The organism is Pantoea sp. MHSD4 (assembly GCF_021043305.1).
GTDB lineage: Bacteria > Pseudomonadota > Gammaproteobacteria > Enterobacterales > Enterobacteriaceae > Pantoea > Pantoea eucalypti.
In genome coordinates, this window is record NZ_JAJNDH010000004.1 from 143,480 (window position 1) to 156,524 (window position 13,045).

A 13,045-nucleotide genomic window follows, 5' to 3' on the forward strand; every position below is an offset into this window, starting at 1 on the left:
GGTAATGACTACTCCGCGCATAATTTTCGCTGTCCTGCACGCAGGAATGCGCTGACCAGACCCAGCCATAGCAGACCGCAGATCAGATTCACTATGCTAAAACCACCGTTGCCGAAGCTGAAATACGCGGTTTTGGCGGCTTCAATGCCGAGTGCAATGATCAGAATGCTCACCATCCCAAGCATCGCCGCCACACTGCCTTTGCCTGCGTTGCTGGAAAAAAGCGTCATGCGATAGAGCCCGGCGTTGACCAGTCCGGTGCCAAAACCGTAGAGACTCATTCCGGCAGTCAGCCACAGATAGCTGTCTGGGTTAATCATGGTGGCGATCGCTGCAATGGTCAGTCCGCAGACCACAGGCCATGCACCGAGTCTTACAGGCTGTTCAATGGGCAGACGGCTGGATAATCGACCCAGAGTCAGATTACCTGCAATCATGGCGGCAAAAACCGGCAGCTGTAACAGCGCATAGTCGATGCGGCTCAGTTGCGCACCGTGGATCAAAATCACGGGCGACAATGCTACCCAGGCAATGCAGGGCACGGTGACCAGCCCGATCGCCAGCGAGCCGCGCATCACCTGAGGTTCTTTTAGCAATAAGGCATAACCGCCAATAATCGAACGCAGCGACAGCGGTGTCTGACGATCGCCCGCCGTTTCAGGCATGGCATACCACAGCCCGGCCAGCGCCAGCGCCGCGACAGCCCCAATCAACCAGAACAGGGTGCGCCATTCTCCCACGGTAAGAAAAGCTGCGCCCGCCAGCGGCCCGGCCAGTGGGGCCAGCAGGGCGACGTTGGCCATCAGCGCCATCATTTTAATACTGAGCGACTCTGTGAACGCCTCCTGTATCGCTGCGTAACCTACCGCCCCGATAAAGCAGAGGCTCATCCCCTGAAGAAACCGCAGCAGGATGAACTGTTCAATACTCTGTACCCAGTGGGTCGCGATGCAGGAGAGCATAAAAAACGCCACGCCGCTGAGCAGCACCGGACGCCGCCCGATGCGATCCGAGAGCGGTCCAAGCAGCCACTGCAGCAGAATGCCACCCGCCAGATAGGCGGTCAGCGAGGTAGAAACCCATTCAGGCCCGACCTTAAACTCCTGTGTCACCAGCAGCATGCCGGGCTGGATCATGTCATGGGCGATATAGGTGGCGAACTCGAATAACACCAGCGAGAGCGGAAAGATGAGATGTCGGCGGGTCAGTTTCGCCACCGGGAGAAAAGAAGCCATGATGAATACCTGCAATATAACCATTAAAAAGCGGCCACCGAAGTGACCGCATTAAACCAGAGTGACAGTGTAACGTTTAGCGCCAGCGGGCAATCGGGTTGACAAGCGTACCCGCGAATTTAAGATTCTCGGCGGGGTCGGCAAGGTTGATCATCTGCTGATTATTCGCCAGCTGCAGGCGGTTCAGACAGGAGCGGGTAAACTCCGGCGCAAACATGTCATAACGGGCGAACTTAGTGGCATGCTCGGGATGCGCCTGCTGATAATCCTTCACGCATTGCGCCACCGCCTGCCAGAAATCCTCTTCCGGCAGCGTTCCTGACTGATGCAGAATCGCGCTGATAAAGCGGAAGATGCAGTCAAATACATCGGTAAAGATCGACAGTAATTTGAGGTTCTCCGGCACATCCACCGCCAGGCGCTGAACACCCTCCGGCAGCACGGCATCCGGGTTCATCACGGCAATCTCTTCGCCGATATCCTTCATGTAAGCACTGACTGGCACGTTGTTCTCCAGCAGCATGATCAGGTTTTCACCATGCGGCATAAACACCAGGTCATGCTGATAGAAGCAGTGCAGCAGCGGGCTGAGGTAGCAGGTGAGATAGCGATCAATCCACTGCTTCGCCGGCAAACCGGAGTCGGCAATCAGTTCAGGCAGCAGAGCCTGCTGATGGTGATCAACGTGCAGGAATGAGGCCATGGTCATCAGACGCTGGCCAGGTTGCAGGCTGGCCGCGGGATTATCCCGCCACAGCGCTGCAAACATCTTTTTGTAGGCGGAATCGCCTTTGATCGCCTGCTCATAGTAGCGGTTGTGATAGCCGACGGAAGCGACTTCGCGCAGGATACGGAAATCACAGCGTTGAAGCCACGCATCCCCCGCCACCAGCTGTTCCAGCCAGCCGTTAATAGCAGGCGTTGTCGCCATATAGTAGGGTGACAGACCGCGCATAAAGCCCATGTTCAGCACCGACAGTGCGGTTTTCACATAACGCTTAGAAGGCTGGCTGCGATTAAAGAAGGTGCGGATGGACTGCTGCGCCTGATAAGCATCGTCGCCGCTGCCAAGATAAACAATATCGTGATTAGCGATGTCCGCCGCAAACACGGTCAGCAGTTTGTTCTGCCACTGCCACGGATGCACAGGCATCAGGATATAGTCCTCAACCGCCCGCCCTTTATTCACCAGCTGCGTATTGAAGTGTTCCAGGGTGGTGTCGCCCAGCTCATCACGCATCAGCTGTTCATAACTCAGCCCGCTAAGGCTGGAGAAATGGGCATTGCGGCGGTGAACAGCGACCCAGATAAGGTGTACAGGCGCCGCGGCTTCCGGCGCATAGGCCAGATAATCCTGCGCATCGAAACCGATACGTCCGTTGTTAGCGACGAAGCAGGGATGGCCTTCGGTCATTGCCGCTTCCACGGTCTGGAAATCGGCTGAGACCAGCGCCTGGCTGTCGGGATTATTCTTCTGAAGTTTATACACGCTGCTGCACAGTGTGCTGCTGATCTCCTCCATATAGGTCGCCAGCAACGCCTGCGGAATGCCAATCTCGCCATTGAATTCCACAATAAACTTCAGCGCATCCAGCGGCAGATCGCGACCGTTCTCCTGCTTGCGTAGTGACTTCGCGTCGATTTCCCAGTGATCCAGCGCCAGCCGCGCCGCCTGGAAATGGTACGTTGCTTCACCGCCCGGCACCGCCAGTTGATAGCTGCCATCCTGCGATGCCTGCGGCGTGATGATTTTTTCATGCGTGAACTCGGCAATCGCTTTGCGGATCAGCATGCGGTTGGCCTGTGTCCAGTTGTCGCCCGTCAGATGTGTGCCGTCGGTCAGTGAAGCGGAGGTATTCATGGTCTGCGACTCCTGCAGTAACGCGTGTTGATAATCGTCCCGCTGGCAAAAGGCCAGCCAGGCGGTTTTATGGCCCATGTCGATGGTGTGCTGATAGCGGAATCCGGCGCGTTTATTCAGCACGTGGATTTTTTCATTGCGTACGTCCGGCTCTACCACGACACGGTTTACCTCGGGGCGGCTGAACATGTAGTCCATCACCAGCGTGAAGACCTGCCAGCTAAAGGCTTTGATTGGCTGGCTGGCCGGGGCAATCAGAATGTGCATGCCGTAATCATCAGGCGCGGCCGGATAAAACGTGCCGACCTCGTCGTCGCGGGCGCGATAACACTCAATCAGGCAGATGGGCTTGTCATTGCAGCAGCCAATCAGCGCGGCATGAGGATTGGATGCGGTCAGCGTCTGATAAAACGCCGCGACCTGTTCCAGACTCTGCTGCTGCATGCCCCAGAAGCGCGCGTAATCACGGGTGACCCAGCTGTGGATGAGTGACGCATCGCGCTCAAGGATCGGTCTCAGGGTAAACTGGCCTGCGGGACGATCGGCCCTGAACAGTATTGGTGAACTCATCTCAGTGCTCCGATTTAGCCGGGAAAGTCTGGAAGGCGATCTGACGCTCGATGGGATACACCTCGCGTCCGGTCAGTTCACGCAGCAGGACTGAGTTGCGGTAGCAGGCCATGCCGAGATCCGGCGTGACAAAACCGTGGGTATGCAGTTCGGCGTTCTGAACGAAGATCTGATTGTGATGATCGATGCTGTAGTTGCGCTGAACGTCATAGCGGCCTTTGTCATCCCAGCGCAGGCGGGCGTGGATACCCTCTAAAAACATCGGTGGCTGGTAGTGATAACCGGTCGCCATCACCAGTCCTTCGGTGCGACGGGTGAAGGTGCAATCCTGCTCTTCCTGATGCAGCGTCAGTTCGAATTCGCCCTGCGGCAGCCAGCGCATCGCGGTAAGCGCCGAGTGGGTAAAGAGATTGACGTTGAGATCGCCGTCGAGCTGTTTGACATACATCAGGTCATAAATGTCATTGATTAAGCTGCTGTTAATCCCCTTGTAGAGATTCTTGTGGCGCGTATTCAGCTCGTCGCGTGTGCTGGCGGGCAGGGCGTGGAAATAGTCCACCCACTCCGGCGAGGTCATCTCCAGCGTCAGCTTGGTGTACTCCAGCGGATAGAAGCGCGGCGCGCGGGTGATCCAGTTGAGCTGATAGCCAAAGCGGTCGATATCGGTCAGCAGATCGTAGTAGATTTCCGCTGCACTCTGGCCGCTCCCCAGCACGGTAATCGAACGCTTCTGCTGCAACTCCGCTTTGTTGGCCAGATAATGGCTGGAGTGGGTCAGGCGCTGGCGGTGCGGCTGGCTGCACGCCGGCATCCAGGCTTTTGGCCCGGTGCCGAGCACCAGATGACGCGCCTGATAGCGCTGTTTCTCTCCGCTTCGGGTGTCGGTCACCTGGAGGTGATAAATGCCGGCCGCTTCATCGTAGCTGACATACTCCACATGGCTGTTCCAGCGCAGATTAGACAGACGAGAGCTGGCCCACTGACAGTACTGGTTATACTCTTTGCGCATCAGGAAGAAGTCTTCACGGATATAAAAAGAGTATAGTTTTCCTTTTTCCTTCATGTAGTTAAGCAGGCTGTACGGGCTGGTCGGATCGGCAAGTGTCACCAGGTCGGCCATAAACGGCGTCTGCAGATGGGCGTTTTCCAGCATCATGCCGGTGTGCCAGTCAAAGCCGGGATTCTCATCCAGGAAAATACCGTTTAATCCCTCAACCGGCTCACTCAGACAGGCCAGGCTCAGGTTGAAAGGGCCAATGCCGATGCCAATAAAATCGTAAACAGGATTATTCATTTCAGATCGCTCCCTGATTCGCCGCGCTCAGCGCAGAAGCACGAACCTGTTCGCGGCCGTAATGCGCAATCAGGCTCAACACATCTTCGAGGTCGGCAATGGTGGTAGTGGGATTTAACAGGGTGAATTTCAGATACTGACGTCCATCCACTTTGGTTCCGGCGATCACCGCATTACCGGAGCGGAACAGCGCTTTACGGATGGCGGCGTTGATCTCATCGATCTGCGCGTCGCTGGCATGTTTGCCGGGAATGTAGCGGAAAATCTGGGTAGTCAGCTCAGGCGCGTGCAGCACTTCAATGGCCGGATGCGCCGTTAATAGCTGATGCGCAGCCTGTGTCAGATCGATCAGGGTATCGAAGGCATCACCCAGCGCCGCCGGGCCCATGACGCGCAGTGTCAGCCACATTTTCAGCGCATCAAAACGGCGGGTGGTCTGAATGCTTTTGTTGACCAGGTTCGGCGTGCCTTCCTGCTGGGCGCTGAGCGGATTGAGGTAGTCCGCATGGTGCGTGACATGCTTCAGATTCTGGCTGTCCCGCACAAAGAAGGCACCACAGCTGACGGTCTGGAAGAACGATTTGTGATAATCAACGGTCACGGAGTCCGCGCGCTCAATGCCATTCAGGCGGAAACGATGATTTTCAGAGACCAGCAGGCCACAGCCATACGCGGCGTCAACGTGCATCCATAAACCGTAATCGTCACAGAGACCGGCGATTTCCGGCAGTGGATCGATGCTGCCAAAGTCTGTGGTGCCGCTGGTGGCGACCACTGCAATCGGGATTAGCCCTTCACTGCGGCAACGCGCGATCTCCTGTGCCAGACATCCCGCGTCCATGCGGTAATGGTCATCGTGATCGACGGCGATAACCGCGTCATAGCCCAGACCGAGAATCGCCATCGATTTCTGGATGCTGAAGTGGCTGAGTTTCGAGGTAAACACCCGCCATTTCGAGGCAGTTTCAGGCAGGCCACGATGCTTAATCAAATGTCCCGGATGATGTGCGGCACACCAGCTGTCACGCGCCAGCAGCATTGCCATCAGGTTGGATTGGGTACCGCCGCTGGTGAAGATCCCATCCGATCCGGCTGGCAGACCGATACGGCCAAGCGTCCAGTCGATCACCTTCTGCTCAATCAGGGTGCCGCCTGCGCTCTGATCCCAGGTATCGACCGAGCTGTTGACTGCCGCCATAATCTGCTCTGCCATCAGCGAGGGCAGCACCACCGGGCAGTTCAGGTGCGCCAGGTATTTAGGATGGTGAAACCAGACGGCGTCACGAAGATAGAGCTGGCTCAGCTCCGCCAGTGCATCCTCGTTGTTGCCGAGTGGGTGATCGAGATTGACCTCGCTGAACTCCGCCGCCAGTTCGTGGGGCAGAATGCCGCTGAAGGGCTTCTCTACGCCGGTAACGGTGCGCGTCATCAGCGTTAGCACTTCCTGAGTCTGCTGCGACCAGGCCGCCAGTTGCTGATCGTTAAAAATGGCCGTTTCGGCACCGCTGGCGTTGGAGGCTGGCGCGAGATCCAGAGCCGCCTGTGTGGATGAGCGTAAAAGCATGTTCAGTTCCTGTGCGTTAATACCAGTGACCCTGCCGGCATTAAGCCAGCAGCGTTGGATGTGCGCTCAACAACTCCAGTAAACATAAATCTGACTAACCAGATAAAAATCCTGACAACCAAAGACGCCAGGGTTTTAACCTTAAAAAAATAAATACCGCATATTATTTGTGGACTTTGCAGCGTTTAACGCTTTGTTATATGCGGATGAGAGTGTAAATGTTAATCATTATCATTCAATTGTTTTATTGTTAAATTTTATCTATTAGCCGGACTAATGTTGTAAATGTGATATAGATCACATTTTGTGTTCGGAATAGTCCTTTTTTAGTGTGATTAGTGCCAGAAGATGTCAGTGAATCTGTGTGACGATGAGGCGTTTCAGGTCAGGGATGAGCGTAACGAGCGTAAATTACGGCTATTGTCGGCACAGGTGAGGGGGATTCTGATAAGGACCAGGAGGGGAATGAAGAGCCGATGAAACACACGCCCAGAAAGGGCTAATCGCCCTTTCTGGGTTAGTACACTTTCTTTTTACCCTGCATTCGTTTCAGCAGGTGCCTTCTTTTTGGCCATGAAGTTATAAATCACTAACAAGCCAAAAATACCGGTGATGATCATTGTGATGGTTCCCTTGTCCATAAAGTGAGCCATATTGCCAAGCAGAATGCCGGTCACGCCGAAGTCGGTATCCGAGAAGGTCGTGTTGGTCAGGCCGATCTGTCCCAGTACCGGTAGCAACGCGACGGGCAGGAAGGTAATCAGCAGGCCATGTGCAAAGGCACCGCAAATCGCCCCGCGTTTGCCACCGGTGGCATTACCAAATACGCCCGCCGTAGCGCCACAGAAGAAGTGGGGCACAACACCCGGCAGAATTAATACCCAATGCAGCTGACCGAGGACAAACAGCCCAACCAGGCCACCAACAAAGCTGGAGATAAAGCCGACCAGCACCGCATTCGGGGCATAAGGGAAAACAATCGGGCAATCCAGCGCGGGTCTTGCATCCGGTACCAGTTTTTCTGAAAAGCCGGTAAAGGCCGGAACGATCTCAGCCAGGATTAAGCGCACACCCTGCAGAATAATAAAGACGCCCGCCGCAAAAGTTATGGCCTGAATAAACGAGTAAACCAGGTAGTTCTGACCATGACTGAAGTTGGCCTCTACATACTCTTTACCTGCTGACACCGACAGGATTAAGTAAATAATCATCATCGTTAGCGAGATGGAGATCGTGCTGTCGCGCAAAAAACTGAGGTTTTTTGGCATGTTCATCTCTTCGGTGGATTTAGAACCTTTACCCACTAAAGAGCCGATCCAGCCAGATAAGACATAGCCAATGGTCCCGGTATGCGCCAGCGCGACATGGTCGCCCCCGATGATCTTACGCATATAAGGCTGTGCAATTGCCGGGAAGGTGGCCATCAGAATACCCAGAAGCAGTGAGCCGGTGTAAATAAGCTGCACACCTTCAAAACCGGCAACTGATAAAATAATCGCGATCATACAGGCCATATAGAAGGTCACATGGCCGGAAAGGTAGATATATTTAAGTCGGGTAAATCGGGCAACAACGATGTTGGCGACCATGCCGAAGGCCATGATCATCGTGGTTGGCGCACCATATTTTGCCAGTGCGATAGAGACCATTGCTTCGTTATTAGGAATGATGCCCTGAACATCAAATGCATGTTTAAAAATGTCGCCAAGTGGTGTCAGGGAACCGACCAGGACGGTCGCTCCGCCTGCCAGCACCAGGAAGCCCAGAATGGTTTTAACCGTGCCCTTAATAACGTCAGGAAACGGCTTCTTCTGCGCAATCAGTCCGAAACATGCCACCAGTCCGACTAATATTGAGGGCACTTTCAGCACGTCGACGACGAACTGCAAAAGATTTTGAGTAAACATATTAACCTCGAGGGTAAGGTGTTTATCTAATTATTAGCGTCAGTTTTTCTCAAAATACTCGCGTATTTTTTGTTCCACTTCTTTCAGGTCAATAATGTTGTTAATGATGATAACCTTCTGTTCAGGAAGGTTGGCGCTGTAGGCAATATCTTTTGCCATCACAAAAACATCCGCCACATCGGGCGTAACAGAGCCGAGATCAGAATGTTCAACTTCCGCTTCAACACCAATAGTTTTAAGCACCTTCTTAATGTTCATTTCCATCATGAAGCTGCTGCCCAGACCTGAACCACAAACCGCCATAATTTTCATATCTCACCTCATTCACTGTTGATCACATGTCGTGTTTTAGCGGGCAATTCAGACGCCCGATAAAATCGTTATCAGCGCTTCTTTACTGGTCACCCTGAAGAGTTGGGCCATGATCGCTTCATCAGACAGAACTTCTGCAAGCTCAGAAATCATTTCGATATGGCTATTGCTGTCCGGCGCGGCAAACATAAAAATGGCCTTTACCGGATCGTTCTCTTCAGAGTCAAATTTCACGGCTGTGCCCAGCAGCACAATCGACAACCCCAGTTTGTGCGCGCCCTGTTCCGGACGGGCGTGAGGCATTGCAATCTGCGGAGCGATGACGAAAAAGGGCCCGATCTCCTCTTTTTGCTGAATGATCGCATCAATGTAATCCTGCGAGATTGCGCCCTCACTGAGCAGAGGACGCCCCGCAATGACGAGTGCTTCCTGCCAGTCAGCAACGCTTTCGACATACTGGATTTTCTCGTTGTTTAACCACTTAGCCAGGTGTGACATCGCCTTGCTCCTGCTGAAAATGCCTGAATATGTACAGTCATTTTTTATTAAAACGCCTTTCATCCCTTTTTGACTGAACCTGCAGGCAACCTGCGTCCACTCACTGTGCGGGAAAATAAAGGCAGTCCGATTCGTAAAAGAACGTTTTATCAAGCCGTTAAGAAATAACGCGTTTCTTAGCGTGCACATAAAATTAAATTTCACTTTAACCGGTACATCTGTACATGTTAAAGATGTCTAGTCATCTCGATAATGTCCTTCGACGTGTACTGACACAACATGTAAAGTTAAAATTTGGCTGAACAGGCTTAACATCAGTGCCAATTTGATAAGTTGATCACATATTCAGCGAGCCGTAGTGGTACTCATCCGGCAATGTCAGGCAGAACTGTACTGACACGGATAATGGGAAGAAAGCCAATGGCTGATGGCATTACTGAAAAGCAAAAAGAGGTGGTTAATTACATCCTCAATAAAATTAAGGATGATGGCCTTCAACCCGGAGAAAAGCTGGATACCGAAATATCAATTGCCAAAAATATCGGCATTACACGCGCAACGGTGCGTGAGGCGACACGTATTCTGGTAGAACAGCAGAGAATATATCGGGTAAAAGGATCGGGTATTTTTGTGGGTTCCGCGGAGATAAGTAGCCAGGCTCACCGATATCATGTGCTTTCACCTTTTGATTATCAGGCTCAGAGAAATGGCCATAAAGGTGTCAGAAAAATTATCTCTGTCAGTATCGTCAGGGTTCCTTCAGCGGACATGGCCCAGGCACTGCGTATCAAGAGCAGCGATCAGATTTATAAAATTTTACGTCTGATGTGTTTTGACGATATTCCGGTGGCACTGGAACATATCCACCTGCCAGTAAACCTGTTCAACAGCATGGAATTCAGCAAGCTGGAAATCTCCAAATATGCCTATATTGAAGAGGTGACAGGTAAAAAAGTTCAGCTCAGAGACCAGCATTTAACAGCCGTCAATCTTGCGGATACACAATCACTTACGTTACTTAATTTAGCGGAAGGCGATGCGGTCATTCAGCTTAATGAAACGGTTTATCTCGACGACGGCATTCCCTGTGAAGTCAATGTGGCGATTATCAATACCCGGTATTTTCCTCTGAAACAAAACTCGCAGCGACCTTAACTAAAATAATGTTTTAGTCACTTATCTTTCCTCAATTGAAAGCTCAGTATGCTTATTTAATTGCCCGACGTTCTGCGCTTTCTTCCTCCAGTACAGAATGGACTTCAGTGTGTTGTATTCCCGATGTCTGTTATCAAGGCAGCGCCGCGGCAGAACGCATAACAGCTTTCCATACTTAAGACGATTTTCTGCATAACTTTGCCGGCTCGCTGGTTTCAATCGCCTTTTTTTCAGGTAACAGGCCGTTTTATCCGTGAGATCTGGCTATCAAATCCTGTTTCAGCGCCGTTATCCTCATTTATCCTTTCATCCCTCCCCATTATGACGAATTCAATAAAGCATAAAACAATATGATGTTTTACCAATAATCACCTGCGCAGCACACTGGTCAGCAACCGGAATTAACAAGGACCAGGTGAATGGCATATCGATTGAGTCTGTTAGATAAAGCACCCGTGCTGCAGGGCGAGACACCCACCGCAGCGCTGCAGCGCACCCTGCAGCTGGCCCAGCTGGCAGAGGAGTGGGGATATCACCGTTTCTGGCTGGCAGAACATCACAACACCGCGCAGCTCGCCAGTCCTTCACCGGAAGTGTTAATTGCGTGGATCGTTGCCCAGACCCGTCATATTCGCGTCGGATCGGGCGGAGTGATGTTGCAGCATTACAGCCCCTATAAAGTGGCAGAAAACTTTAATCTGCTCGCCTCTCTGGCTCCCGGACGTATCGATCTCGGTGTAGGCAAAGCGCCAGGTGGATTACCGCTCTCCACCCATGCACTGCAACAGGGTGTCGATGCCGCTAAAAAAGGGAGCTTTGCTAATCAGCTTCAGCTGCTGGATAGCTGGCTCACGGCCGCTCAACCTCATGTTGATGACGAAGGCTTAGCCGCCACGCCACTGCCGTCACGTCCGGCCAATCGTTTTCTGTTGGGTGCCAGTGAAGAGAGCGCCCGGCTCGCGGCCAGTCTGGGCTGGCAGTTTGTGTTTGCGGCCCACCTCAATGGCGATCGTCAGTTACTGGAGCGCGCGTTAAGTACTTTCTCCCGCCTGAGTCACGGTCAGCGCGCACTGGTGGCTGTACAGGTGGTGGTGGCCGATTCACCCGCCGGTGCAGACCTGCTGGTTTCCGGTCTGCGCCATTATCACGTCGCAGTGAAAGAGGGCCCAGGCGTCAATGTCGCCAGTCTTGAGCAGGCCGAACGCTATGTGCGTCAGGGCGGTTACAAGGATTACAAAATAGAGCCGCGCACACCGTCATTGCTAAAGGGCACAGCTCCGCAGGTTCATGCTCAACTGGATGCACTGCATCATAATTTTGATATTGATGAGTTCGTGATCGACACGCCGATTACCGAGCCGGTTGCCCGCCTGACGTCACTTAAACTGCTGGCTACGCATCATCTGGTCGCAGCCTGAATCTCAGTGGAGAGTCATCATGAACCATGAGTCACAACTGATCGAATGGCGACGTGAACTGCATACCTGGCCAGAGCTGTCGGGTCAGGAGTTTGCGACCACGGCGCGACTGCAGGGATGGTTAGCCGCAGCGGGCATCAGGATTCTGGATTATCCCCTCAAGACGGGCGTGGTGGCGGAGATTGGCAGTGGAGAGACGGTAATTGCGCTGCGCGCGGATATCGATGCGCTACCGATCCATGAGGCGAGCGGCGTGCGGTTTCATTCCCGTCATCCTGGCGTCATGCACGCCTGCGGTCACGACCTGCACAGCGCGGTGATGCTGGGCGCAGCGTTGCAGCTCAATACGCTGTCCGATCAATTACCTGGCCGGGTACGCATTCTGTTTCAGCCCGCAGAGGAGATCGCGCGAGGAGCCAGACAGTTTATTGAGGTGGGTGTACTTGATGAGGTACAGGCCATTTTCGGCATGCACAATGAACCCTCGCTGCCCATTGGCACATTCGCTACCCGCAGCGGGGCGTTCTACGCCAATACGGATAAATTTATTATTCGCGTGACTGGCAAAGGCGCACACGCTGCGTATCCGGAACAGGGCGTCGACAGCATTGTCACCGCCAGCCAGATCATTCAGGCGTTACAGGGACTCACCAGCCGCAGCTTCAGTGCCCTGGACAGTCTGGTGCTGAGTATTACGCGTATCGACGGCGGTAAAAGCTGGAACGTGTTACCCGGCGGCGTTGAGTTTGGCGGCACGGCCCGAACCCATGATTTACGGGTGCGCGCGGAACTGGAGCGGCGGGTGCGGGTGCTGGTTGAACACGTTGCCGAAGCCAATGGCGCGCAGGCAACCCTGAGCTGGCATCCTGGCCCGCCGGTGCTGATCAATGACGCGCACTGGGCGAACTTCAGCAGTGAAGTGGCGCAGCAGGCGGGTTATCGGGTGCAGACGGCCGATCTGCATCTGCTGGGCGAAGATTTTGCCTTTTATCTGCAACAGGTGCCCGGTGCGTTTGTCAGCATTGGCAGCGCCAGTGATTTTGGTCTGCATCACGCCAGTTTTACCCCGGATGAGGCGCTGATTGCCCCCGCCGCCGACTACTTTGCCCGACTGGCCCGCCAGGCGCTGCAACATCTTAATGCGCGATGTCGGGAATCCATTCTGAACTGAATTCATCTGCAGCCCGCTAACGCACGACGGTTCTGAACACCGTCGTCGGGCAACGCTACG

General features: G+C 53.5%; 10 protein-coding genes. 3 read left to right on the forward strand and 7 right to left on the reverse strand.

The genetic code is table 11. The annotated features are described in order from the left end of the window. Window positions 1-8: 8 nt before the first annotated feature. The 7 genes from LQK91_RS13705 to LQK91_RS13735 all read right to left on the reverse strand — a co-directional run bounded on the left by LQK91_RS13705 (window position 9) and on the right by LQK91_RS13735 (window position 9,241). Entirely contained in the window at window positions 9-1,235 is a 1,227-nt protein-coding gene (locus tag LQK91_RS13705; protein ID WP_105099756.1) for an MFS transporter, read from the reverse strand. A gap of 76 nt (window positions 1,236-1,311) precedes the next feature. Then, window positions 1,312-3,666 (reverse strand): GNAT family N-acetyltransferase, encoded by a 2,355-nt coding sequence (locus tag LQK91_RS13710; protein ID WP_105099755.1) that lies wholly within the window; start codon window positions 3,664-3,666, stop codon window positions 1,312-1,314. Window position 3,667: 1 nt separating this feature from the next. Beyond that, window positions 3,668-4,960, reverse strand: a complete 1,293-nt coding sequence (locus LQK91_RS13715) for a lysine N(6)-hydroxylase/L-ornithine N(5)-oxygenase family protein (RefSeq protein WP_105099754.1) — start codon at window positions 4,958-4,960, stop codon at window positions 3,668-3,670. Between the two features lies 1 nt (window position 4,961). After that, window positions 4,962-6,524, reverse strand: coding sequence for a pyridoxal phosphate-dependent decarboxylase family protein (locus LQK91_RS13720; RefSeq protein ID WP_105099753.1), 1,563 nt, complete (start codon window positions 6,522-6,524; stop codon window positions 4,962-4,964). Window positions 6,525-7,057: 533 nt separating this feature from the next. After that, window positions 7,058-8,431: a PTS ascorbate transporter subunit IIC gene (locus LQK91_RS13725; RefSeq protein WP_008924645.1), complete on the reverse strand. Its 1,374-nt coding sequence runs from the start codon at window positions 8,429-8,431 to the stop codon at window positions 7,058-7,060. Window positions 8,432-8,470: 39 nt separating this feature from the next. Next, entirely contained in the window at window positions 8,471-8,743 is a 273-nt protein-coding gene (locus LQK91_RS13730) for a PTS sugar transporter subunit IIB (RefSeq protein WP_003855084.1), read from the reverse strand. Between the two features lie 48 nt (window positions 8,744-8,791). Continuing rightward, window positions 8,792-9,241, reverse strand: coding sequence for a PTS sugar transporter subunit IIA (locus LQK91_RS13735; protein WP_039661439.1), 450 nt, complete (start codon window positions 9,239-9,241; stop codon window positions 8,792-8,794). Between the two features lie 420 nt (window positions 9,242-9,661). Here LQK91_RS13735 and LQK91_RS13740 point away from each other — a divergent pair, with 420 nt between their 5' ends. From LQK91_RS13740 to LQK91_RS13750, 3 genes are all read left to right on the forward strand, one after another. Further along, window positions 9,662-10,396, forward strand: a complete 735-nt coding sequence (locus LQK91_RS13740; protein WP_003855087.1) for a GntR family transcriptional regulator — start codon at window positions 9,662-9,664, stop codon at window positions 10,394-10,396. Window positions 10,397-10,815: 419 nt separating this feature from the next. Further along, on the forward strand, window positions 10,816-11,814 hold the full coding sequence (locus LQK91_RS13745) for an MsnO8 family LLM class oxidoreductase (RefSeq protein ID WP_105099752.1): 999 nt from the start codon (window positions 10,816-10,818) through the stop codon (window positions 11,812-11,814). Between the two features lie 19 nt (window positions 11,815-11,833). Continuing rightward, window positions 11,834-12,985, forward strand: a complete 1,152-nt coding sequence (locus LQK91_RS13750) for an amidohydrolase (RefSeq protein WP_105099751.1) — start codon at window positions 11,834-11,836, stop codon at window positions 12,983-12,985. The last annotated feature ends 60 nt before the right edge of the window (window positions 12,986-13,045 follow it).